At 64.4% G+C, this 24431-nt stretch carries 22 protein-coding genes and 1 other RNA gene; 10 read left to right on the forward strand and 13 right to left on the reverse strand.

The window, feature by feature from the left end; translation table 11 throughout:
* Positions 1-71 precede the first annotated feature (71 nt).
* From HUTA_RS10275 to HUTA_RS10305, 7 genes are all read left to right on the forward strand, one after another.
* Positions 72-632 carry an NADH-quinone oxidoreductase subunit NuoE family protein gene (locus HUTA_RS10275; RefSeq protein WP_015789836.1) on the forward strand — a complete coding sequence of 187 codons (561 nt, stop codon included), beginning with the start codon at positions 72-74 and terminating at the stop codon, positions 630-632.
* A 12-nt stretch (positions 633-644) separates the two neighbouring features.
* Positions 645-2549: an NADH-quinone oxidoreductase subunit NuoF gene (locus HUTA_RS10280; protein ID WP_015789837.1), complete on the forward strand. Its 1905-nt coding sequence runs from the start codon at positions 645-647 to the stop codon at positions 2547-2549.
* A 4-nt stretch (positions 2550-2553) separates the two neighbouring features.
* Complete coding sequence (locus tag HUTA_RS10285) at positions 2554-4383, forward strand: 2Fe-2S iron-sulfur cluster-binding protein (protein ID WP_015789838.1); 1830 nt, start codon at positions 2554-2556, stop codon at positions 4381-4383.
* Positions 4380-4955 (forward strand): NADH-quinone oxidoreductase subunit B family protein, encoded by a 576-nt coding sequence (locus HUTA_RS10290; RefSeq protein WP_015789839.1) that lies wholly within the window; start codon positions 4380-4382, stop codon positions 4953-4955. Before HUTA_RS10285 ends, HUTA_RS10290 begins: the two co-directional genes overlap by 4 nt.
* A 10-nt stretch (positions 4956-4965) precedes the next feature.
* Positions 4966-6384, forward strand: coding sequence for a Ni/Fe hydrogenase subunit alpha (locus HUTA_RS10295; RefSeq protein ID WP_015789840.1), 1419 nt, complete (start codon positions 4966-4968; stop codon positions 6382-6384).
* Between the two features lie 69 nt (positions 6385-6453).
* On the forward strand, positions 6454-6933 hold the full coding sequence (locus tag HUTA_RS10300) for a hydrogenase maturation protease (RefSeq protein ID WP_015789841.1): 480 nt from the start codon (positions 6454-6456) through the stop codon (positions 6931-6933).
* A 280-nt stretch (positions 6934-7213) separates the two neighbouring features.
* Positions 7214-7420 (forward strand): DUF2061 domain-containing protein, encoded by a 207-nt coding sequence (locus HUTA_RS10305; protein ID WP_015789842.1) that lies wholly within the window; start codon positions 7214-7216, stop codon positions 7418-7420.
* A 93-nt stretch (positions 7421-7513) separates the two neighbouring features.
* Here HUTA_RS10305 and HUTA_RS10310 read toward each other — a convergent pair whose 3' ends face one another.
* Both HUTA_RS10310 and HUTA_RS10315 read right to left on the reverse strand, forming a co-directional pair.
* Positions 7514-8050 (reverse strand): Rrf2 family transcriptional regulator, encoded by a 537-nt coding sequence (locus HUTA_RS10310; protein WP_015789843.1) that lies wholly within the window; start codon positions 8048-8050, stop codon positions 7514-7516.
* A 92-nt stretch (positions 8051-8142) separates the two neighbouring features.
* Entirely contained in the window at positions 8143-9153 is a 1011-nt protein-coding gene (locus HUTA_RS10315) for an NAD-dependent epimerase/dehydratase family protein (RefSeq protein ID WP_015789844.1), read from the reverse strand.
* A gap of 127 nt (positions 9154-9280) precedes the next feature.
* Here HUTA_RS10315 and HUTA_RS10320 point away from each other — a divergent pair, with 127 nt between their 5' ends.
* Together HUTA_RS10320 and HUTA_RS10325 are read left to right on the forward strand one after the other, a co-directional pair.
* Positions 9281-9565, forward strand: coding sequence for a glutathione S-transferase N-terminal domain-containing protein (locus HUTA_RS10320; RefSeq protein ID WP_015789845.1), 285 nt, complete (start codon positions 9281-9283; stop codon positions 9563-9565).
* A gap of 1 nt (position 9566) precedes the next feature.
* Entirely contained in the window at positions 9567-10082 is a 516-nt protein-coding gene (locus HUTA_RS10325; protein ID WP_015789846.1) for a redoxin domain-containing protein, read from the forward strand.
* Between the two features lie 41 nt (positions 10083-10123).
* On the opposite strand, the gene HUTA_RS15625 is transcribed toward HUTA_RS10325, so the two are convergent.
* From HUTA_RS15625 to HUTA_RS10365, 10 genes are all read right to left on the reverse strand, one after another.
* Positions 10124-10282 carry a DUF7559 family protein gene (locus HUTA_RS15625; RefSeq protein ID WP_015789847.1) on the reverse strand — a complete coding sequence of 53 codons (159 nt, stop codon included), beginning with the start codon at positions 10280-10282 and terminating at the stop codon, positions 10124-10126.
* A 91-nt stretch (positions 10283-10373) separates the two neighbouring features.
* Positions 10374-10774: RNase P RNA component (gene rnpB / locus HUTA_RS14845), an RNA gene on the reverse strand.
* Between the two features lie 66 nt (positions 10775-10840).
* Positions 10841-11482 carry a protein disulfide oxidoreductase gene (gene pdo / locus HUTA_RS10330; RefSeq protein WP_015789848.1) on the reverse strand — a complete coding sequence of 214 codons (642 nt, stop codon included), beginning with the start codon at positions 11480-11482 and terminating at the stop codon, positions 10841-10843.
* 111 nt (positions 11483-11593) lie between these two features.
* Positions 11594-13957, reverse strand: a complete 2364-nt coding sequence (locus HUTA_RS10335) for a glycoside hydrolase family 2 TIM barrel-domain containing protein (protein WP_015789849.1) — start codon at positions 13955-13957, stop codon at positions 11594-11596.
* Positions 13958-14063: 106 nt separating this feature from the next.
* Positions 14064-14381 (reverse strand): hypothetical protein, encoded by a 318-nt coding sequence (locus HUTA_RS10340; RefSeq protein WP_015789850.1) that lies wholly within the window; start codon positions 14379-14381, stop codon positions 14064-14066.
* Positions 14382-14495: 114 nt separating this feature from the next.
* Positions 14496-16136, reverse strand: coding sequence for a thermosome subunit alpha (gene thsA / locus HUTA_RS10345; protein ID WP_015789851.1), 1641 nt, complete (start codon positions 16134-16136; stop codon positions 14496-14498).
* A gap of 80 nt (positions 16137-16216) precedes the next feature.
* Positions 16217-17347: an ABC transporter ATP-binding protein gene (locus HUTA_RS10350; RefSeq protein WP_015789852.1), complete on the reverse strand. Its 1131-nt coding sequence runs from the start codon at positions 17345-17347 to the stop codon at positions 16217-16219.
* Between the two features lies 1 nt (position 17348).
* The gene (locus HUTA_RS10355) at positions 17349-18455 is read right to left on the reverse strand and encodes an ABC transporter ATP-binding protein (RefSeq protein WP_015789853.1); all 1107 of its coding nucleotides are present in this window, start codon (positions 18453-18455) and stop codon (positions 17349-17351) included.
* Between the two features lie 74 nt (positions 18456-18529).
* A complete protein-coding gene (locus tag HUTA_RS10360; protein ID WP_015789854.1) occupies positions 18530-19570 on the reverse strand; it encodes an ABC transporter permease in 1041 nt (346 codons plus the stop codon).
* A 1-nt stretch (position 19571) separates the two neighbouring features.
* On the reverse strand, positions 19572-20597 hold the full coding sequence (locus HUTA_RS10365; protein WP_015789855.1) for an ABC transporter permease: 1026 nt from the start codon (positions 20595-20597) through the stop codon (positions 19572-19574).
* Between the two features lie 184 nt (positions 20598-20781).
* Here HUTA_RS10365 and HUTA_RS10370 point away from each other — a divergent pair, with 184 nt between their 5' ends.
* Positions 20782-21924 carry a hypothetical protein gene (locus HUTA_RS10370; RefSeq protein ID WP_015789856.1) on the forward strand — a complete coding sequence of 381 codons (1143 nt, stop codon included), beginning with the start codon at positions 20782-20784 and terminating at the stop codon, positions 21922-21924.
* 217 nt (positions 21925-22141) lie between these two features.
* On the opposite strand, the gene HUTA_RS10375 is transcribed toward HUTA_RS10370, so the two are convergent.
* On the reverse strand, positions 22142-24331 hold the full coding sequence (locus HUTA_RS10375; RefSeq protein WP_015789857.1) for a periplasmic substrate-binding domain-containing protein: 2190 nt from the start codon (positions 24329-24331) through the stop codon (positions 22142-22144).
* Between the last annotated feature and the right edge of the window lie 100 nt (positions 24332-24431).

Below are 24431 nucleotides of genomic sequence, written 5' to 3' on the forward strand. Positions count from 1 at the left end.
ACCATATATGTTTTCATGGAGTGAGAATACGGTACATTCCTTTACAGGTTGTACCGGTAATACTCACCTATATGGCAACGCTAGAACGCGTCAAACAGTCAGTGCGGTCGGCGGGGTCCGACGCCGGGGCTGATTCCGGCGTCATTCCGGCCGACGCCGGGGTCGAGGACGTCTGTGACGACGAGATCGAGACGGTCCGGGAAGTTCTCGTCGACGTCCCGACTGCCAAGGAGGGGGTCATTCCGGCGTTGCAGGACGTCCAGGAGGAGTATGGCTATCTGCCGAAGTTCACGATGGAGCTCATCGCCGAGCACACCGGGACGTCGATCGCACACGTCTACGGGACGGCGTCGTTTTACTCGCAGTTTCATATGGAGCCCCGTGGCGATCACACGATCAAGGTCTGTACGGGCACGGCCTGTCACGTGAAAGGTGCCGACGAAGTCTCGGAGGCCTTCTGTGACGAACTCGACGTCGACCTCCAGGACGTAACCGACGACGGGAAATTCACCGTCGATCACGTCCGGTGTATCGGCGCGTGTAGTCTCGCCGTCGCCGTCATGGTCGGTGACGAGGTCTACGGCGATGTCCAGCCAGACGAAGTCGATCAGGTCATCGAGGAATACCGCTAGGGGAGATCATCTATGTCAACTGTACTCACCGAACCGCGAAGGGTTCGCACGGAAGACGATCTGGCCGACCTGCAAGCCGAAGGGAAACAGTCCCTCTACCCCGACGAGACGAAAGTCCTTGTCGGGATGTCCTCCTGTGGGAAAGCCGCCGGGGCGGACGATGTCTACGGGCTGCTATCCGCTGAACTCGGGCCCAACGACGACGCCACGGTCGAGAAGACCGGCTGTATGGGCTTCTGTGATCGGGAACCGCTTGTCGAGGTCATCCGCCCCGACGGGGTCTCGATCATCTACGAGAACGTCACGCAGGAAGACGCCAGCCAACTCGCCGGGGCCGTCGAAGACGGCGAGTTGCCCGCTGAAGGGGCTCTCGCCGCCCGGAGCCACGCCGAGGACTGCAACCACGATCACGGTGTCCCGCAAATCGACGAGGTTCCGTTCTACGAGTCCCAGCAGCGCGTCGTGCTGGGCAACAGCGGCCTCGTCGATCCCGAGAGTCTCGAAGAATACGTCGCCCGTGACGGCTACTTCGCGCTCTGGGAGTCCCTTTCGGCGGGCTCGCCCGAGGAGGTCATCGAGGAAGTCAAGGAATCGAACCTTCGGGGTCGCGGTGGCGGTGGCTTCCCGACGGGGATGAAGTGGGAGTTCCTCGCCGGCAACGACGCCGATCTGAAGTACCTCATCTGTAATGCCGACGAGGGCGACCCCGGTGCGTACATGGACCGGACGCTCTTAGAGAGCGATCCCTACGCCGTTCTGGAGGGCATGACCATCGCCGGGTACGCCCTGGGTGCCGAGAAGGGGTACATCTACGTCCGCGCCGAGTACCCCCTGGCGATCGAGCGCCTCCAGCACGCCATCGAGCAGGCTCGCGAGGCCGGACTGCTGGGCCAGGATATCTTCGGCGAAGGATTCGATTTCGATCTGGAGATCAAGAAGGGCGCGGGGGCGTTCGTCTGCGGTGAGGAGACCGCGATGATCAACTCCCTGGAAGGCGGCCGCGGGATGCCCAAACCCCGTCCGCCGTACCCCGCCGACGAGGGGCTGTGGGCCGAGCCGACCAACGTCAACAACGTCGAGACGTGGGCGAACGTGCCGGCGATCCTCCGGAACGGCGCGGAGTGGTTCGCCGACATCGGGACCGAGGAGTCCGGCGGGACGAAGGTGTTCTCGGTCACGGGCGACGTCGAGAACACCGGTCTCGTCGAGGTCCCGCTTGGCACCCGACTCGAGGAAGTCGTCTTCGAGATCGGCGGCGGGACCACCGGCGGCGAGTTCAAGGCCGTCCAGACCGGCGGTCCCTCCGGCGGTGTCATTCCCCGGGAGCACGCCGAGACGCCAATCGACTACGAGACGCTGATGGAACTCGGCTCGATGATGGGCTCCGGTGGGATGATCGTCATGGACGAGTCGACCTGTATGGTCGATCAGTCCCGGTTCTTCCTCGAGTTCAGCGTCGACGAGTCCTGCGGGAAGTGCCCACCCTGCCGGTACGGGACCAAGCAGATGCTCGAAATGTTGGAGGGAATTACCAACGGGGCGGCTGATCCCGACGTCATCTCCGAGCTCCGGTCGCTGGGCGATTCCATGGAGGAGATGTCGCTGTGTGGTCTGGGCCAGACGGCGGCCAACCCGGTGATGAGCACGCTGGATTACTTCGAGGACGAGTACCGCAACCACGTCGAAGACGAGGAGTGTCCCGCCGGGGACTGCGAACTCGGCAGTGGCGAACACGCGGGGACGTACAAGATCATCGCCGAGGATTGTATCGGCTGTCAACAGTGTGTCGACGCCTGTCCGATCGACGCGATCTCGGGCGAACCCGGCGAGGTTCACGAGATCGATCCGGCGGCCTGTGTCGGCTGTGGACAGTGTGTCGACCCATGTCCGGTCGACACTATCGAGTTGAGGGGTTGATAGTATGAGCAATGCAACCAACGCGGACGTTGACAGCGTCACGCTGACGATCGACGGTCAGGAGGTACAGGCAGCGGCGGGCGAGACGATCTTAGAGGCAGCCGACCGGGCCGGCATCGACATTCCGACGTTGTGTGCCCACGCCGACCTCGCGAACGTCGGTGCGTGCCGGATGTGTCTGGTCGACATCGACGGCGAACGACGTGAGACGGCCTGTACGACCGCCGTCGACGAGGGGATGGCGGTCGACTTCGACAGCGAGGAACTCTGGGAGAAACGACGGTCCATCCTCGAGTTGCAGTTCACCGAGGAGAACCACTACTGCATGTACTGCGAGATGGAGGGCGACTGCGAACTCGAGGACATGTTCAACCGCGCGGGCCTGGACAAGGACCGCTTCCCACTGGAGTACAAGGACATCGAGCCGGACACCTCAAACGAGTACATCACGATGGATCTCGACCGCTGTATCAGCTGCGGTCGGTGTGTCCGGACCTGCGAGGAAGTCGTCGGCAACGACACGCTGAACTTCGGCAACCGCGGGAAGGACACGACGATCATCGCCGACTCCGGCGTCCCGCTGGGTGAGTCCTCGTGTACGTCCTGTGGTGGGTGTGTGCAGGCCTGTCCGACGGGGTCGCTGTACAGCCCGCTCAGCGCCTACAAGGGCCGCGAACGGGACTGCGAGGTCGAGACGACGACCTGCAGCGAGTGTTCGGTCGGCTGTGAGATGGAGGTCTACACCAACTCCGGGCGGATCGTCAAGATCGAGGGCGTCAAAGGCGGCGCGGACGGCAGCCAGCTGTGTGAGATGGGTCGCTTCGAACTGCTCGATGACCGCCGTGATCGGATCACCGAGCCTGAGATCGACGGCGAGACGGTCGATCTCGACACGGCTATCGAGACGGCCAGTGCGGAACTGGCCGACGCCAACTCCATCAACGCGGTCGCGTCGGATCGGCTTCCCACGGAGACCCTGGACGCGTTCGCCGACGCGATGGACGATCTCGACGCCGACCTGGAGATTCCCGGGGCAGCGCGACGGGCCACGGAGGCGACGATCCGCGAGGAACTGGCCGCCGACGGCCACGAGGATCTGCCGGCCGACTCGGTCGAGGATATCCTCGAGGCCGAGGGGATCGTCGTCTACGACACTTCGATCGTCGACACCCATCCCGTCGCCGCGTCGTACGTCCGCCGCGCGGCCACGGATGGCGCGGAACTCGTCACCGTCGACGGCGACGAAGATCGCCTGAAGCGGTTCAGCGACGAGAGCCTGACGGTCGGCTCGCCGCTCGCCCAGGCCACCGCGGAGGCCGCCGGTGCGGTCGCCGACGGCGGGAGCGCCTCGCCGGTCGCGGGCGTTGCCGAGGCCGCGACCCGCACGCTCGACGCCGAGGACAGCGTCGTCGTGCTCGGCCCCGAGATCGAGGACACCGAGGCACTGGTCGACGCCTACGGGCTTGCGGCGATGACCGAGAGTGAGGTCGTGAGCCTGGATCGGGGTGCCAACCGTGCCGACTTCACGGCCGACGGCATCGACGAAGCGAGCGAGGTCGCGTACCTGCTTGCCGCCGCCGACCGAGGCGAGGATCTCGACCGGGCGATCGAGGTCGCCCGCGGGGCCGACACCGTGATCGTCCAGGCGACCCGTGAGTCCGCCCTGACGCAGATCGCCGACGTCGTGCTCCCGGCCGTCGACTGGTTCGAGCGCGAGGGGACGATCGTCGACGCCGACAACGAGGAGCGAGCGGTCGAGCAGGTGCTCGATCCACGCGGTGAGATCGACGACGACCGTGAAATCATCGCGGAACTCCAGGAGGTGGCAGCATGAGCGCACAGACTGAAGCGGAGGCACAGGATGACGACCGGACGACCGTCGCGACGGTGTGTCTGGGCGGCTGTTCGGGCTGTCACATGGAGTTTCTGAACGTCGATCACGGCCTCGTGGATCTGGTCGAGGAGGTCGACATCGTCGCCAGCCACATGATCGTCGACGAGAAGGGCGTCCCGGAGGCCGACGTCGGCATCGCCGAGGGCGTCGTCACCAACGAGGAGAACGTCGAGGTCGCCGAGGAACTTCGGGAGAACTGTGACACTGTCGTCGCTTGGGGCGACTGTGCCGCACTGCGCGGGATCATGTCCCTGCGCAACTACCAGGATCGCGACGAGATGTTAGAAGAGACGTTCATGGGCGAGGCCGACGACGAGAGCGAGGTACCCTTCGGCGACGACGAGGGCGTCCCGAAACTGCTCGAGGACGCCCGACCGCTCGATGAGTACATCGACGTCGACGTCTACGTGCCTGGGTGCCCACCCGACGCCGAGGTCATGAAGGAGAGCCTCGAAGCGCTGGCTCGCGGGGAGACCCCCGAGATCGAAGGCGACAAACTACAGTACGACTAAAGAGACAACAATGAGCAAGAAGGAAGTCATCGATCCGGTCACGCGCGTCGAGGGGCACGGCAAGATCACGATCCACCTCGACGACGAGGGGAGTGTCGAGGACGCACAGTTTCACGTCACGGAGTTCCGTGGCTTCGAGGAGTTCGTCGAGGGCCGCCCCATCTGGGAGATGCCCGAGATCACGGCCCGCATCTGTGGGATCTGCCCGGTCAGCCACCAGCTGGCCGCGGCGAAGGCCGCCGACGACGTCATGGACGCCGACGTGCCCGAGAGCGCCCACAAGCTCCGGGAACTCATGCACATGGGCCAGGTGCTCCAGAGTCACGCACTGAGTTTCTTCTATCTCTCCAGCCCCGATCTGGTGCTCGGCTACGACGCCGATCCCGCCGATCGGAACATCGAGGGCGTCTTAGCGGAGAACCCACAGCTGGCCGAACGCGGGATCGACCTGCGCAGCTTCGGCCAGAACGTCATCGCCGCGCTGGGCGAGAAGAAGGTCCACCCCGACTTCGCGGTGGCCGGCGGCGTCTCGAACACGCTCGACCGGGAAGACGGCGAGGACCTGCTCGAAGAGAGTCAGCCACTCGCCGGATACGTCCGGGAGACGATCGACCTCCTCAAGGACATCTTCGAGGAGATGGACGACGACACCCTGGACTACGCCACCTACCCGACGGGCTATATGGGCCTCGTGACTGAGGAGGGTGGCCTCGAACACTACGACGGGGACATCCGGCTGGTCGACGAGAGTGGTGACCAACTCGAAGAGATCGACGACGGCGCGTATCGGGATATCATCGCCGAGCGCTCCAAGGAGTGGAGCTATCTCAAGTTCCCCTACTACAAGGACCGCGGCTTCGAGGACGGCCAGTACCGCGTCGGCCCGCTCGCACGCCTGAACGCCGTCGACGACGTGCGGACCCCACAGGCCCACGAGGAGTGGGTCGAGTTCATGGATGCGGCCGAGGGGGCAGTCCACGAACGCTCGACGTACTACCACTGGGCGCGGCTCATCGAGATGCTGTACTGCGTCGAGCGCATCCAGGAGTTGCTCGAAGACGACGATGTCTACGACGGGATCACGAACATTCCGACCAAGCCGAAGGCGGGCACGGGCGTCGGCGTCATCGAGGCCCCGCGCGGGACGCTCATCCACGAGTACACCATCGACGACGGCGGCAAAGTCGAGAACGCCAACTTCATCGTCGCCACGACGCACAACAACGGCGCGATGAACAAGGGCGTCACCTCCGCCGCCGAGACGTTCATCGACGGCCCCGAGATCCCGGAGGGCATCCTCAACAAGATGGAGAGCGTCATCCGGTGTTATGACCCCTGCCTGTCGTGTTCGACCCACGCCATCGGCGAGATGCCCCTGGAACTCGAACTCGAACAGGACGGCGAGACGGTCGCCTCGATGAGTCGCTGAGAACGGCGGACACCACGACACGACACCGCACCACGGCACGACACCTACACATCACACCGCATCCCCATCATGAACGCACTCTTACTCGGCCTGGGCAACGACATCAAGCGCGACGACGTGGTCGGTCTGGACGTCACGGAAGCGCTCGGCGAGCGCTTTGGCGACCGGCTGGATGTCGAGACCTACACCTCCGGTCGACTCATGCTCATCCAGGAACTCAGCGGGTACGACCACGTCTTCCTCGTCGACGCGATCAAGACCGACGGCGGGACGCCCGGCGATTACTACGAGTTCTCCCCGAGCGAGGTCGAGCCGGGCGATGACTCGGGCGGACTGGCGACCCACAACGTCGGGCTGGGGACACTCCAGACGTTGGGCGAGGCGATGGGCCAGTCGATGCCCGAGATCACCATCTTCGCCATCGAGGTCGAGAACCCCTTCGAGTACGGCGAGGGGATGACCGACGCCGTCGAGGCGGCCGTGCCGGACCTCATCGAGGAAATCGGTGACGACATCGAGACGGCACTCGCGGCAACCGCGGCGGCGTAATTCGTTCGGGGGTTCCTCTTTCTGGTCCTGCTGTGCCTGTCGCCGTGTGCGTTTGTCACGACACTCGTCAGTGGGGCGTCACCCCGCGTAGCGAGGGTGTCTCTCCGCCGGTTCCGAGTTCGCCCCCCGATAGTGACGTTCTCACCGGACACGGCAAATCTAATTAGATGTAATTAGATATTTGGGGGTGGCGTCCGCAGGCCCACCTACGAATGCAACACTCGTTGCCCCGCCGCCCGGATACTGGTCCCCGGACCGGCAGACGGATCGGAGGTGAGGGATGGACAAACATCGTCGTTCGATCGTAAAGGCGGCGTCCTACCGGGTGTTCGCCACGTCACTGGTGTTTCTCGTTGCCTTCGTCTACACCGGCCAGCTCGGCTCCTCGGCGAAGATCGGACTCACGGCCGCGGTCGGGAAGACCGTCCTCTATTACGTCTGGGAGCGCCTCTGGGCGAACATTCAGTGGGGCGTCACCGAGGGCTGAGAATCGCGTCTCGCCGGGTAGCTTCGGTGAGTACATCTGATCCGATGCTGGTGGCGCGTCATCGACAGCTCATGGATGACAATCGCCGTCGAATCACAGGGCTTCGTCGACGAAGGGCGCTTCCATCTTGCCGATCTCGAGGATGACTTCGTCGCCGGTGCCGAGGATCTCGAGTACCTCGCCGACCACGACGAGGTCGAACTCCGGCGTCGGGCCGACGGCGAGGGCGTCGCCGATGTCGATGCCGTCGAGGATGTCCTGGAAGTGGACCCGGGCACGACAATCGGTTGGGTGGTGGACGTTCGTGAGCGTGACCTCGTCGACAGTCACGTCGACGCGCTCGAAGTTCTGGGCGACGACGACCTTTTCGCCGTCGGCGTCCTGATCGCGTTCCAGCGCCTGGAAGGCCTTCTCCGTCGGTTGATAGCCGCCACGTGGCCCCGGAACGCTGTCGACCAGCCCGAGCGCTGACAGCTTTCGCATCTGGTTTTTGACCGACCCTTCCGTTCGGTTTACCTGCTCGGCGATCCGGGCGCTTTTGACCGGCGAGTCGGACTCGGCGTACTCGTTGACCAGCGTCGTCAGTGCGCTCTGGTGTGGAGGAGAGAGATCCAGCGTGTTCGAATCCATCAGTGATGAGTAATAATGACAGACAGCTATTTATAGGGTTCGACACGCCATATTCGTCGCTTCTCTCACAGGAAACCGCCGCCCGACGGGTTTCACTCGAAGTCGGCGACGAAGTCGTCGGTCGACTCCCGCCAGGCGGCGACGAGGTCGTCCTCGAAGGCGTCACCCTCGCCGACCTCGATCCCGTCGTGTTCGTCCAGCCATGCGACGGTCCGTTCGACGCCGTCCTCGAAGGAAACCGTGTACTCGAAGTCCAGATCGCGTTTGGCCTTGCTGTTGTCGAAGACGGTGCTGTACTGGAAGTGATCCCGGAGCATCTCCGTGCGCTCCGGTGCGACGTCCCGGAGCTCGTCGGTCGGGATGTGGACGAGGTCGGGTTCCGGTGCGTCGAGTGCGGCCGCGACCCGGCGGTGGTACTGGTTCCAGGTGATGACCTCCTCGCTGGTGACGTGATAGGTCTCGCCGTAGGCCGTCTCGTTGCCGACGGCGTTGACGTACGCGGCGGCGACGTCGTCACGGTGACACGAGCCCCACAGCGAGGTCCCGTCACCGTGGACGACGATGGGTTTGCCCTGCCGGATTCGTTCGATGTAGTAGGTGTCGCCGCCGAAGGTGTGGAAAATACTCCCGCCCTCGCCGTAGGTGCTCCACGGGCGGATGATCGTCACGTCGAAGGCACCCTCGGCCTCTGCCTCACGGAAGCGATCTTCGGCGGCGGCCTTGCCCTCGGCGTAGTCGCTGACCGGCGGCTCGCGGGCGGCGTCCTCAGTGACCGGATTACGCTCGGGCGGCCGGTGATAGACGTCGACCGTACTGGTGAAGATGCACTGCTCGATCTCCCCGGCGAAGGCCCGGATGTCGCTTTTGGCGTCCTCCACGCTGAAACACATCATGTCGATCACGACGTCCACGTCGACGTCCGCGACTGTGGATTCGAACGCATCGTGATCGAAGCGATCTCCGTGGATCTCTGCGACTGCCTCGGGGATGTCGATGTCAGTCTCCCCGCGGTTGAAGATGGTCACGTCGTGGCCCGCCTCGACGAGTTGTCGCGTGATGCCGGTCGAGATGACGCCAGTACCGCCGATAATCAGTACGTCCATAACTCGGGTCCGGGCGGGAGCTACATGACGGTTTGGCCTCGCTCGGCGGTCGCGTCGGGCCCGTCCTCGAAAACTGCAGCCAGCACAGTGTTTACCCGTTGTTCGCCCCAAGCCAGCATAGAACGCCATGAGCGAGTCCACAACCGACGCGTCCGAGGAAGGCGACGCGACCATCACCCTGTATCGACTCCAGGCCTGCCCGTTCTGTGAGCGCGTTGCGCGGACGCTCTCGGAATACGACCTCGACTATCAGTCACGCTTCGTCGAGCCGCTGCACTCCGAGCGCAACGCCGTCAAGCGGGTCAGCGGCCAGCGTGCGGTCCCGGTGATCATCGACGAACGCACCGGCGTGACGATGAGCGAGAGCGAGCGCATCGTCCAGTACCTCGATCGGACCTACGGGGAGGCCTGACATGGAGTTGCCCTTCGACGTCGTCGACCTCGGCCCGGCCGAGCATCCTCAGTCCGGCGAAGCGGCCCCGGACTTCGAGCGCCCGCTGGTCACCGATGAGTACTGGGAGGACGTCGCGCTGTCAGATCTCACGGCCGACGGTCCCGTCCTGCTCGTCTTCTTTCCGATGGACGGGAGTTTCCCGGCGACGTACATCTGGAACGAGATCACCGAGCGCGGGTGGGGCAGCGGCGACGACCTGACCGTCGTCGGGCTCTCGATCTCCTCGCCCTACGAGCACAAGGACTTCATCGCGGAGGCGGCCCTGCCCTATCGGCTGTTCAGCGACCCACAGAATGGTGTTGCCGAGACCTACGGGATCGTCCACGATCTCGACGGGATGGCGGGCGTCAGCGAGCCCCGCCCGGCCGCGTTCCTCATCGACGGAGACCGGACTGTCGAATACGCGTGGGTCGCGGCGGAATGGCCGGAGTTCCCGGACTACGACGCGATCGCGGCGGCGATCGGCGATCTCTGAGCGGCGAGCGACACACAGACGGTGACCGCTCGTTTTCGCCGTCAGACCTCGATCTTGCGGAGTGGTTCCGTCTCCCCGCAGTAGGGACACTGGAAGTCCGCGACGGTGACGTCCTCAGGCATGTCGTAGGTGTAGTGGAGTTCGACCATGTCGAGTTCGCAGTCGTCGTTCTCGCAGGCGACTTCGAGTGTTTCGGGCATACGCGTCGGTAGCGGTGGCTCCCGGATAAGCGAGTGGGTCACGGCAGCGATCAATCCTGGTCAGCCTCGCCACTCCTGAGGTAGAAACGGTGGCTGCGGGGAGTAAGCCCCCTTCTGTTGTCGGCATTCGGCTACGCGTCCGCGTCGTGTCCAGGCTACCAGTCACGCGGACTTGCACCGGCGAGGATTCGCCGTTCCAGCCGTTCTCGCCCGTCGACGCGCCCTCGGTGGGTTGGGCTTCCCGTCGTTTGTTCGCCCGGCCGACCGGCCGCCTTGCGGCGGGGATCGACCGCACTTTGTCACTCAGGGGTCACACACCTCATCGGTCGGGGCGAGTGGTCTCGTTTCTGTTCCAGCGCCGGCGGTCTCCCGCCCCGGGCTTGCGCCCGGTCGCCTGCCCGGACGGTGGGGGGACTTTCCTCATGCCCGTAAGCAGCGTTCCGACGCTGTCGGAACGCACGTCCCGGGCACGGGAGCCGGGCTCCCGCTGCCACTCGAGGATAGGCCGGCAGGGGGATTAAGGGGTTCGATCGGTCGACCGCCCGTTGGTTGGGTGGCCTAGAGGGCTCCCTTGACTTCCTGGAGGAACTGCTGGGGCGGGAGCGCACCCGTGAACTCGCCGTCGGTCCCGTTGACGTTGATCTGAGGGACGCCCCGGACGCCGAACTCCTGGGAGAGCTCCATGAACTCCTGGGATTCGACCGAGTTGGCGGTGATGTTCTCGTTGGCCACGGCGAAGTTGTGGGCCGTCTGGACTGCCTTCGGGCAGTGCGGGCAGGTCGGCGTCACGAAGACGGTGATCTCGACCGGGTCGTCGATTTCGGCGATCTCTTCGAGGACGCTCTCGTCGATATCCGGCTCGCCGGTCGAGACCGTGATCATGTCCTGGAGGAACGAACTGAACTCCTGACCCGATGGGATCCCGAAGTACCGGACGCCATCGATATCCTCACGGGTGATGACCGTCACGGGGCCGCCCTCGTAGCGATCAGCGCCGAGGTCGCTCGCCAGCGGGTCGTCCATGTCGTGGACGCCCATCTCGACCGCGTCACTGAGATTGGCAACGTCCTCGACCAGTGCCACCGTCTCTTCACAGTACTCACAATCGTCCTGGGTGAAGACGTGGATGTCGATCGGCTCGTCCATGTCTTCGAGTAGCTCCGAGACTTCCGCTCTATCGTCGTCGTCGAGTATTGACATCGTACCTTCGCTAGCAGCTACAGCGCAATTATATTTTGCGATATACACAATACCACGCAATCAATATGGACAGACCGGACGGTTTCGGATCAGTCCGGAAGACAGGAACGCTCACTCCGGGGCCTGAACCGGGATCGTCACCTCGTCGCCCTCGAGGCCCTCGACGTCGGCCGTGATCGTCACCTCGCCGGGCGAACGATCAGCCTGGACGATCGCCAGCGCCGTTCCGTGGTAGGCCGACCGCCGGGAGTCGGTGTAGGACTCGTTGCTCGCCAGGTCGCCGTTGTCGACGCCGGCGAGGTCGCCAGCGCCGCTGACGGAGCATTCGATCTCGTGGTCGGCCCGCGGCACGACGACGCCGTCGTCGTCGACGATCCGCGCGTCGGCGTACACCAGATCCTGCCCGTCGGCCGTGATGGCCTCGCGGTCGGGATCGAGTTCGACCCGGGCCGGATCGCCCGCCGTCTGGAGTTCGTGAGTCGCGACGACCTCGCCGTCGGTCTCCGCCACGGCCCGCAACGTCCCCGACTCGTAGGGGACGTACCACTCGATCATGTGGTCGGGGTTGTCCGCGAGGTGCTGGACGCCGAGGCGCTCGTCGTTCTGATAGAGCGTCACCGTCTCGGCGTTGGTGAACGTCACGACGTGGACGAACCCGCGGGAGTCCTCGCGGTCGGGGAACGTCCAGTGACCGGCGAGCGCCGGCCAGGACCACGCCGGTCGGGCCGGCGCGCGCTCGCGAGCAGGATCGAACGCCGCGATCTCGACCATCGGTTCGTCGCTCCAGACGCTCCGATGGAAGGCGGCCGGGGGCTTGGGCACGCCGCAGGTGTCGATCAAGCCGGTCGGCCAGCCCTTGCTCGGCCACTCGCGCGCCTCTCCGAGATAGTCGAAGCCGCTCCAGATGAACTGCCCCACAACGTCGTCGCGCTCGGCGACGTCGAACCACGGGTTCGGCGGGACGAACGCCAGCGGATCGTCGCCCGACCCACGGAAGAACGGCCGGCACTCCGAACCGACGATCGGCACGTCGACGCCCCGCTCGCGGAGGTCGTCGTAGTGGTGTTCCATGTAGTTGCCCGAGAAGAGATCGACCCGCTCGGCGACCGCCTCGGCGTTCTTGAGGATCCCCTCGTGGCCGTCGCCCCAGGCCGGGCTGCCGTAGGTCGCCGGCCGCGTCGGATCGAGGTCGTTGGCTGCCTCGACCAGCATTTCCAGATCGTCGAGCATCTCCGCCTCGCCGTGGTCGTAGCTTTCGTTGCCGACGCTCCAGGCGATCACCGACGGGTGGTTGCGGTCCCGGCGGATCATCGCTGCGAGGTCCTCGCGCCACCACTCCTCGAAGAATTTCCCGGTCTTCTCGTGACGCCACTTGTCGAACGCTTCGTCGATGACTAGAAAGCCCATCCGGTCACAGAGTTCCAGTAGCTCGGGCTGGGGCGGATTGTGGGCGGTCCGGATGGCGTTCGCCCCCATCGCTGCCAGAGTTTCGAGTCGGCGTTCGAGCGCGCGCTCGGGCACGGCGGCCCCGAGCGCACCGGCGCTGTGATGGAGGTTGACTCCCTTGAGGTTCATCGACTCGCCGTTGAGCAACACCCCCTCGTCGGCCGAGAACGTGACCGTCCGGATGCCGAACTGCGTCACGTAGTCGTCGACCGGTTCGCCCGTCGTCTCCGCCGTCCCGTCCGGGTCCTGGCGGTGGACGACGCTTCGGACGTGATACCGTTCGGGCGTCTCCGGCGACCACAACGCGGGCTCCGCGACGGCGAGTTCCTGCTCGAACGTGTGTTGCTGTCCGGCGGCGAATCGCTGCTCGGTCGCGGCCTCGGCGACGACCTCGCCCGCCGGGTCGTAGACCGTCGTCGAGAGCGTACAGACGGCCGCCTCCTCGGCGTCGTTGGCCACCTCGGTGTGGACGTCTACCCTGGCACGACGCTCCGTCACGGCCGGCGTGCGGACGTCTGTGCCCCACGGGACCACGTGCAGCGCAGATGTCTCGATCAGGTGGACGTGTCGATAGATACCCGACCCGGAGTACCACCGGCAGTTCGGCAGGTCGGTATTGTCGACCCGGACGGCGAGTGTCTCGCTACCCTCGACCCCGCTGACGTCGTGATTGAAACTCGTGTATCCGTTCGGCCGGTTGCCGACGTGCTCGCCCTTGAGATAGACGTCGCTGTCGCGATAGACGCCGTCAAAGCGAAGGTAGACGGTCTCGCCTTCGACGTCGCTCGGCAACTCGCGGCGGTACCACCCGACGCCACCGGGCAGGAACGCCTGCGCGCTGCCGGCCGGACTCTCCGGATCGAACGGTCCCTCGATGCTCCAGTCGTGAGGGGCCTCGACGGGACGCCAGTCGTCGTCCGCGAAGTCCGGGTCGGCTGCCCCCTCGGCGTCCCCATGGTGAAATCGCCAGCCCGTTTCGAGGCGGCGGGTCCGTCGATGCTGCTCGGTCGGTCCCGTGAAGGCAGTCATACCGTCCGGGTACGAAAACGATCGGGTTAAGCGTGGTGACGGTTCTCGGGGCAAAACTGTCGATCAACGGGCGAGAAAACGTGCCTACCGTTTCGAAAGCGCTCAGTCAGACCTTCGACGCCTGTCGCTGCTGCCAGACTCCGAGGAGTCGGAGGATGATGTCGAAGAACAGTCCCAGCAGGATGAACGAGAAGCCCCACACACCGAACATCCCTGCCATGATGTTCTGCAACGGTGCCTCGTACACTCCTGGCGCTGCCCCCGGACCCTGAAGAACCGCTGCTCCGATCACCATCAACAGCGCGCCGAAGATGGCGATCGTGAGCGAGACGTGACTGCTGATCCAGTACCAGACGGCCAGCAATACCATCCGGATCCCACTCGCTTCTTGCCTGGCCGAGTTGAGTGCCCGAATCTCTACCATAGTTCAAACAAACGTAATCGAGTATTTGTATCTTGTGGAGTCCGGCCGAGCCACTCCCACAGAAACGGTCGAAACCGCAGGTCGACGACAGAACCGAGTGGTGTCTCGACGGCGCTACATTCCGGGTGCGCCGCCGTCGTCGTCGCCGCTCGTCGAGAGATCGCCGGCGGAGACGACGTCGTCGATCCGGAGGATCGTCCGTGCCGCCTCGATCGCTGCGTCGAACGCCGTCGCCTTCACACGGCGGGGTTCGACGATTCCCTCGGCGGCTGCGTCGATGAGTTCGCCGCTCTCGGCATCGATTCCGGCGCTCACCTCGCCGTCGGTGTGGCGCGCGCGGAGGTCGACGAGCGCGTCGATCGGGGAGTGGCCGGCGTTCTCCGCGAGCGTCCGCGGCGAGATGTCGAGCGCGTCGGCGAAGGCCTCGACGGCGAGTTGCTCGCGCCCGCTGACCCCGTCGGCCGCGTCCTCGAGTGCGAGTGCGAGTTCGATCTCGACCGCTCCGGCCCCCGGCAGGATCTCGCCGTCCTCGATGGCCGCCGCGAGCACGTCGAGGCTGTCCTCGAGTGCGCGTTCGACCTCGTCGACGACGTGTTCGGTCCCGCCCCGGAGGACGATCGTCCCGGCCACGCTGTCGACGTCGGTGAAGGACGTGATCCGCTCGGGTCGGGCGTCACCGCGCCACAGCGGCATCCGAACCCGTTCCTGGCCGACTTCCCCGGCCCGTCCTAGATCCTCGGGTGTCGCGGCTTCGAGGTCCGAAATCCGCGACGCACCGGTCGCCTCGGCGAGTCGCCGTCGGTCCTCGTCGTCGACACGGCGCAGTGCCAGGATGTCCGCCTCAGCAAGCAGTTTCTGGGCCGGATCGTCGATCCCGCCCTCCGTGATCAGGACGTCCGCCCCGGTTTCGAGGATGGCCTCGACGTCCTCCTGGATGGCCGCCTGCTCTTGATCGAGGTACTCGGTCACCTCCTCGAAGTCCGAGACGCGGGTCTCGGTCGCGGTCTCGAGTTCCGGGACTTCGATCTCTCCCTCGTACACCAGTACGTCGGCCTCGGCGAGGTCCGTCGGCATCGCGTCGTGTGGCGGGTTCTTGCTGACGGTGACCCCTTCGATCAGCCGCGAATCGGCGAGGTTGCTGCCCGCGAAGGTCTTGATCGTGACGGCGTCGCGATCGACCGTGCCGTCCGCCTGCACCGCCGCCCGGATGGCGTCGACGACCAGCGTCGTCAGATGGTCCTTCTCGGATTCGGCCCCCTTGCCGGTCATCGCTGTCGAGGCGATCGCTTCGAGCGTCTCCGTGTCCTCGGCGTCGAGATCAATCGCCAGGTCGTCGAGGACACTCGCGACGTGGTCGCCCGCTTGCTCGAACCCGGCGGTGATCGTCGTCGGGTGCACGTCGTTTTCAAGCAAGTCCTCGGCCGCGTCGAGCAACGCGCTCGTGAGAATCACCGCCGAGGTGGTGCCGTCGCCGACCTCCTGCTCCTGGCTCTGTGCCACCTCGACGACCATGTTGGCCGCTGGGTGCTCGACCTCCATCTCGTCGAGGATGGTGACGCCGTCGTTCGTGACGACAGTGTCGCCCGTCGAGTCGACGAGCATCTTGTCCATGCCTCGCGGACCGAGCGTCGTCCTGACGGCCTCGCCCATCGCCCGGGCGGCCGTGAGATTCATCGAACGCGCGTCCTTGCCGTCGATGCGCTGGGACTCCTCTGAGAGTACCGAAAGCGTCGGGTCGCCAGCCTGTTGTGCCATGTTATAGAGAGGCCACTCGACGGCTATAAATCTGTTTTTACATCCACAAACGGCGAGACAAAAAATACCGCCCGTCGACGTCAGTCGTCCGCCGGCTCTTCCTCGTCCAGGCTTGAGGTGAAGCCGAGTTCCTCGCGATCCGTGAGTTCCTCACTGTGCCAGTACTCGTGGTTGTCCAGCGCCCGGAAGCACTTCGCATCGGTGCCATCGGCGTCGTAGAGGTCCGGGTCCTCTTGTTTACACACCTCGCGAGCGTGCTCACACCGGGTGTGGAACTTACAGCCTTCCGGCGGATCTGCGGGGTCGGGGATGTCGATCCGGCGGACCGGCGGCTGCATGTGCATGGTCTCGCTGGCCACGTCCGGGTCGGCCGGCGGCGTCGACCACCGCAGCACCTTCGTGTAGGGGTGGGTCGGGTTCTCGATGAGCTCGTCGGGATCACCGATTTCGACGATGTCGCCGAGGTACATCACGGCGATGCGGCCGTCGGACTTCTTCGTGAGATAGCGGGCGTTCGCCAGGTCGTGGGAGACGAACACGAACGAGGTCCCGAACATGTCCTGGAGTTCGAGCAGCAGGTCCATCATCTCGACGCGCAGGGAGACGTCCAGCGCCGACACCGCCTCGTCCGCGAGCACGAGGTCGGGATTCGTCAACAGCGCCCGCCCGAGGACGACCCGCTGTTGTTCGCCGCCCGAGAGCTGGTGGGGGAACCGCTCGGCGTAGTCCTCGACCGGCGTCATCCCGACGTACTCGAGGAAGTGATAGATCGTCTCGAGGCGCTCGTCGGGGCCGAGTTCCTTGCGCCACCGCTTGAGTGGGTCAGCCAGGGTCGCCCGAACGCGCCGGGAAGAGTTGAGCGCACTCCCCGGGTCCTGGTGGATGATCTGCAACGCCTGCTGGATCTCGTCCTTCGAGATCTTGGCGTCGCTCGAGCGGTCCTTCGCCTTCCAGATGTTCTGGCCACGGTACTTGATCGAACCGCCGGTCGGTCGCTGGAGGCCGATCGCGGCCTTCCCGAGCGTGGTTTTGCCACACCCGCTCTCGCCGACCAGTGCGACGATGTCCTCCTCCTCGACTTCGAGGGAGATTCCGTCGACGGCCCGAACGATCTCCTCGGAGAGCGCTTTCTCGATAACGCCGCCGGGTTTGAAGTGTACCTCGACGTCCTCCATCGAGAGCAGTGGTTCGTCTGATTCAGTTTCGCTCATGTTACATGTCCTCCTCTACGACGCCTGAGTGAAGCGAATACGTGATCGTCTCTCGCGACTCTTCCGGATAGAAGCATGCGGCTACCTGTTCGTCCTCGACGTCCATCAGATCGGGGTCCTCGACGGTACATTGCTCGTCGGCGATCGGACACCGCGGATGATACCGACACCCCGATGGAATACTCACGGGGTCGGGAGCCGCCCCCTCGATCGGTTGCATCTCTTCGACGACCGAGTCGATGCTCGGCAGTGAACGCAGCAGTGCCCTGGTGTAGGGATGGGACGCGTTCTTGAGGACTTTGTAGGCAGAGCCGACCTCCACGAACTCGAAGGCGTACAGCACGGCGAGCCGGTCTGCCAGCCCGGCCACCAGCGGCAGGTCGTGGGTGATGAACAGGATCGTCAATTCGAACTCGTCCTGGAGCTCCCGCAACATTGCGATGATCGAGCGCTGCATCAGCATGTCCAGGGCCGCGGTCGGCTCGTCCATCACCAGCATCTCCGGCTCGAGGACGAGGCTGAGCGCGATCAGCGCGCGCTGTTTCATCCCGCCGGAGAGTTCGTGGGGGTAGGACCCGAACACCCGGTCCGCGTCGAGGTGCAACGCGTCGAAGAGGTCCCGTGCGTGGGTCATTCGCTCGTCTAAATCCGCGTTGTGCGCGCGGATGGTCTCCTTGAAGTGGGCCCCGATCTTCATGGTGGGGTTGAACGAACTCATCGCGCCCTGGAAGACCATCGCGGCCTCCTCCCATCGGTAGCGCCGCTTCTGTTCTTTGTTCAGGTCGAGGATCTTGACCGCGCCGTCGGCGTCGGTCGTGATCCCTTGCGGGAGGGTCTTCGGGTTCTCCGGGTAGTAGGTAATCTCGCCAGTCAGCAAGCCGGGATCCTCGACCACGTCGAGCAGCGACGCGGCGAACATCGACTTCCCGGACCCGGACTCGCCGACGATTCCGATGATCTCGTTGCGGCGGATGTCGAGGCTGGCGTGATCCAGTACCGTCGACTGTCCGCGATCCAAGTCGAAGCGCACGGTCGCGTCCTCGACCTCGAGGATGTGGTCCTCAGTCGATACCTGTCGGCCGTACTGCGTCGGTTCTTCGGTTGCCATACTTAGCACCTCCAACTCACGTTACTCGGCTCCGGTACGCCCCGATCGGATCCGTCCGTTGTCGTCTCCAACACTTACATCACCTCACCGCTCGACTGGGGCTCGCTTTCCTCGTCAGGTGTCGTCTGTGCGTGCCGGGCACGCAGCCGCGGGTTGAACACCTTGTCGAGCCCCTGGGCGAACAACACGAGCACGAACGTCATCCCCGAGAGGAACGCTGCGGGGAAGAACAGCCAGTGCCCGGCGTGGCCGATCTGTGAGACCGCGTTGCCAGTCTCGTATGCGTTGTTCATCATCACGCCCCAGTTGAGCGTCGAATACGGCAGGACGCCCAGGAAGTAAAGCGCAACAGAGGCTTTCAGCACCTGTGTGGCCGCGCCGGCCATGTTGACGAGGATGTACGGCGCGAGCTTCGGGATCAGATCCTGTCTGATCAGTGTCGCCGAAGACAGCCCCAGTGCTCGCCCTGCCTCGATGTAGTCCTCCTCCCGGAGCGTCAATACCTGTGACCGTAGTGCCCGTGCCAGCCCCGGCCACGTGTCGATCGCGAGGACGACACCCACGATGAACGGTTCCCTGGGCGAGAAGATCCCCGCGAGCACGATGATCAGCGGGAGGCCCGGCAGGACCGCCTGAATGTCCGTGATCGTCATCATGACCCGATCGACGAGACCGCCCTTGTATCCGCCGACGAAGCCGACGAGGACGCCCGCGCCGACCGTCATAAGTGCGCCCCCTGCGGCCATCTTGAGCATCGCCGGGGTGGCATGGACGATCAGTTCGAAGATCGACTCTCCGAGATTGTTGGTCCCGAAGGGCACACTCCAGTCGACGAACGCACCCTGGTATCGCGGCCCCTCGTTGAGTTCCGGCTGGTCGACCAGCACGACGCCCGCCGTCGCCAGGAAGATGTAAAACAGCAATCCGAGGCCACCGACCCGGGTCCGCCAGTCGCTCCATCCGATCCGGAGCGGCGCGAGGATGTACCGGTCGGCGAACCGCGTGAGCCGCTCACGCGTCGACATCCTTGCCGCCTCCATATCCTCGCCGGTTCCGAAGATCATCTCCTCGGCCGTGCCACCGTCCGTCCGCAGTTCAGAGTCGTTATCAGTCATGTTAGAAGCTCTCCCGTGTTGAACCGGTTCCGGCACGCGGGTCGATCAGCCCGTACGTCAGGTCGGCGAACAGGATCCCGAGGATGGTGATGAACGTGAAAAACAGGAACGATCCCATCAACAGCGGGTAGTCCCGTTGGATCAGGGCCTCGAACGTGTAGTACCCGAGCCCGATGTACTGGAAGATCTGTTCGGTGATGACGCTCGAACTGAACAGCCGTGCGATCCCGATCATCATGCCGGTGTAGATCGGCAGGATCGCGTTCCGCGTGAGATACCGCGTCAGTATTCGGTTGACGCCGATCCCCCGGATCTCCGCCGACCGGATGAAGTCTGACCCCATGATCCGGACCGCGTTCCCCCGCATGTTGAGCGATCCGGACGCGAACCCGACGACGAAGCTAGAGAGGATTGGCATCGCCCCGTGTCGCACCATTCCAATCATGAATTCGAGGTTGAAGCCCGGCGTCGCGTTCGATGGGTACCGGCCACCGGTCGGAAGCAGTTCCCACTCGTAGCCCAGGAACACGAGCATCACGACCGCGATGACATAGTACGGAATGGAGTTCATCGTCAGGACGTACGCGACCAGCCCCGAGTCGATCCTGGTCCCCTCGTACCACGCCATGATGGCGCCGATGACGATCGTCGCCGTGTACCCGAGCAGGAGACCGTAGACGCTGATGAAAATCGACCACGGCATCGCCCGGAAGAGGATGTCGAAGACCCCCCTGTTATAGAAGATGGACTGCCCGAAGTTCTGATAGAGGACGATGTCAGTGCTATACCCGATGAACCCCTCGATGATCCCCTCATCAGGATTGATCCCGGTCAACTGTTCTGCCTGCCGGGCGATCTCCTGTGGGTTGACTCCCCCCGATCCACCGCCCAACTCTTGTTGGATCAGGTCCGCGATGATGGCGTCCAGCGGACTTCCGGGCATGAACCGGTACAACGCGTACGTAACGAACATCCCGGCGATCATTGTAATAACCGCCTGTGCGATACGGTTGATGTAGTAACCCATACTCTGAACGTATATGGTGAATTCGTCCTATTATATTTTCCGTCATCGAATCCCTTTTACTGTGTCCAATTCCAATCTGAAGTATTATGTCATTCAGGGATAGGAATGGAATTCTCACCGCGAACCCTCGACACAGCGATTCGAGCGACACCGTTTTTCGGGTGGGCACCGCAACGTGGTACTGATGACTGACGACCCACGCGAGCGCGCGACCACGCTCCTTCGACAAAACCGATCGGATCCGGATCCCGAGGACGCTTCAGAGTTCGGTGCCATGCTCTCGGCCGACGATCCGACGCTCCGTCGGTACGGCCTCGACGGGCTTCAGATCCTTGCCGGTCGGGACCCGTCAGTGCTTGATGACCGTGTGGCGTCGATCGCCGACCTCCTTACGGACACTGACCGCGAGGTTCGGGCCGGCGCGAGTGCCATCTTCGCGGGATCACTCCCCGGCGACACTGTTCTCGACGAGAGCGACACTCTTGCCGACCTGCTGACGGACGAGTACCCCATCGTCCGATGGAACGCCCTCGAGGCACTGCTCGAGGCGGCCCGGACCGATCCTGCAGCCTGTGCAGACTACGTCGAAGACGTGCGTTCGTTCCTCGACGCCGACGCCGGCCACGCCCGTACCCACGCCGTGCGGTTTCTCGGCCTGGTCTCGATGGAGCGACCCGACGCCGTCGCACCCGTGACCGACCGGCTCCTCGCGGTGCTGGACTCGAGTGCGGACGTCGAGGTTCCGGTCGACGCGTCGGCCCGTCGACGTGCCCCGGACATGGGCTCGCGGGTCGACGACATGGCCGACGAAGGCCGCAAGCGTCTCCGTGACGCCCGACAGGCCGCCGGCCACGCGATCTACGAAGTCGCGGCCGCCGATCCCGATGCTGTCCGGCCGGCCGTCGGTACCCTCTGTGAGCTACTCGCGGACCCGGATCCCCAAATCCGGGCGGTCGTCCTCGACGCCCTGGTCGCACTCGCGAAGGCCGACCCCGAACCCGTGGCCGAGCACGTCGATCGGGTCGCCGAACGCCTCGACGACGACGCAACGATGGTCCGGGCCAGCGCCAGTCAGGCTCTCACGGGAATCAGTCCCGCGGCCCCGGACGCCGTCGCGTCGGCCGCCCTCGACGCCACCGATGCCCTCGGCGACCTCCTCGATCACGAGTCACCGGCCGTCCGGGCGAGCGCCGCGTCGCTGCTGGCGTTGGCTGCGGAGCGTAATCCCGACGCCGTCGCCGGCGTGAGCGACCGACTGGCCGAGCTTCGCGAGGACGACATCGGCTTCGTCCGTGAGGCTGCGGTCGACGCGCTCGCCAACCGGTGATCGAGGCCCCAGCTGTCCGGGCTGTGGTCGAGGACGTTGTGTCCTTGACGGAAGACTCTACAACACGGGTTCGGTAAGGGGCAGTCCTTGTCGCTTTTTGTCTCCGTTACGTCGGTCCACTGAGCGCCGAGACCGGGGTTCGAACGTGGGAAAAACGAACGCTTGCGATCGAAAATCAGTCGGTCGGTACCGAACCTGACCGGGTGTCAGGCGGGACTTAGCTTCGGTGATCCGCGGGCGGGTCGGGGTAGTCCGAGTCGTACTTCAGCTGTGGCATCCCGGTGAGGACGCTGTAGTTGCGCGATCCGTACTCCTTGGTCGAGCCCCAGACGTCGTGGTCCGCCGGCGGGAAGTTGTGATCCCGGACGTTGCCGAAGACGCCGTTGTAGTAGGAGTGGAACACGAAGTTCGGCAGGTAGTAGTTGTAGTACCTGGCCGGAACTTGCGCGCGCTCGCGAACCTGCTCGATGGTGATCCCGGGCTCACGCAGACCTTCGACGACTTCCTTCATGTCGTAGGTCTCCGAGCCGCCCGGAATACTGTCCGGGATCTTGTAAGCGCCATCCGGCGCTTCGATCGAGCCGGGCTCCGAGGGGATCGGGGCTTCCTGGACCGGCCGACCCAGCCCGTCGACTTCGTCGTCATCCGTGATGTCGTAGTACGGGGCGTCGTCAGGACTACCCTTGAGCAGCGGGTTCGACCACCATGCGCCCTGGTAGTCGTAGGCGCCGGTGATGGTCTGGAAGTTCGCCCACTGCAGCGCGATGTCGTAGTCGTAGCTCGGCGAGTCGAGCCGCGAGGTGTAGGTCGACCAGGCGTTGCCGTCGAGCGTAACGCCCAGGCCGAAGTCCTCCAGGTTGGCCATCACGGTCTGGACGCCGCCGATCCAGGAGGCTTCGCCGGAGTTGAACGACAGGTTCCAGTCGACTCGGTCGCCGTCCGGGCCGACCCACGAGCCGCCCTGTTTCTCGTAGCCCGCCCGGCGCATCCACTGGCCGGCCAGTTCCTGGTCGGCCTCGATCGGGTAGGAGTACATCTGATCGAGGAACTCGTCGGAGAAGTTCCCTTCGGCGACGGACTCGAGTGTGCCGACGTGGTGGGGGTTGGCTTCCGAGACTTCGGGACCCCATCCGTTGGCCCCGACCTGGTTCCAGTCGATCGCGGCGACAGCCGCACGCCGGACCCACAGGCGACCGAGGTGTTTGTTGTTGAAGTTGAAGATGAGCTGGTCCCCACCGATCTGGAGCCAGCGGGCGATCTCCTGGGTGTAGTCAGGCACGGAGTTCCGGTTGATGTTCCCCGTCGACATCGGCAGGACGCCGTTCTCGAGATCGATCTGACCACGCGCCCGCATGACCTGTGCACGGTCTTCGGTCGCAAAGCGGATGCGGAGTGTTGGGATGTTGATGTGCTCGTTGGGATGGTTGTCCCGCAGGGTCAGGGTTGCGTCGGTCCCGGAGATGGCGTCGGCGGACGGGATCTTGTAGACGCTGCCACCCCAGCCCTCGTCGGCGTAGCGCTGCATGGAGACGCGGTCGCCTTCGAGCTCGTCGGTGATCGTCGTCACGGCGTCCGAGTCCGCGGCGTCCGCGTACCGCTCGGCGTACGGCGTGGTGAACGCCGGGTGCATCGGCTGGGCCTCGGTCTGGGCGACCCCTTCGACCGTGTCGGTCTCCATGACGTACGCGTTGGTCCCGTCGTCGGGCAGGTCGGACTCGCCCGTCGGCGCGTTGGAGTTGCGCGGCTCAAGTCGACGCGTGCCGTCCTCGTACCAGAAGTGACGCCGGAACTGATCGACAGCCTCGCTGGCGAACGAGACGTCCGAGGCGAAGATGTTCCCATCGTACCCGTAGTACACGTAGTCGTGTGTCACCCGGGCCTCGGCGTCGATGTTCGTTTCCTCGTCCCAGTAGTACATGTCCTGGTTGTAGGTGTTGTACATGTCATACGGGGGCTCGACCGTATAGTCCGTGAGTAGCGTCGGGATCTCGACCTCCTCGACGCCATCGACGTGGGGCATCTCGTAGGTGTGCCCGTCGATGATGATGTTGAGCCCCTGGGTCCGCGCCGACGTGATCTCCGTCATCCAGTTGATGCCGGTGGAGCGGTCCCCCGTCTGCCAGGTGGACATGTTGGCCTGCTCGGGAATGTTGTTGTCGACGACGGTGAACACCTCGTCGACAGGCTGTTGGCCATCCCCGTTGCCATTGCCGTTGCCATTGCCGTTGCCGTTGCCATTACCATTGCCGTTGCCATTGCCATTGCCGTTTCCGTTGCCTCCGGGTCCGTCGGTATTTTCCCCCGAGTCGTCGGAACAACCAGCGGCACCGGCGACGCTGGCTGCGACAATTGCCTGAACGTATTTACGTCTGGACAGTTCATCCAGCGGATTATTGGGTCTCCGCATGGTACGATATTCTCAATCAGACATTAATAAAACTTTCCATTATAATTTCAGCCCGATTCTACGATAACGAAACCACGGGGCACCGTGATGCATCCCGTTC

Source organism: Halorhabdus utahensis DSM 12940, from assembly GCF_000023945.1.
In the GTDB taxonomy this organism is placed as follows: Archaea; Halobacteriota; Halobacteria; order Halobacteriales; family Haloarculaceae; genus Halorhabdus; species Halorhabdus utahensis.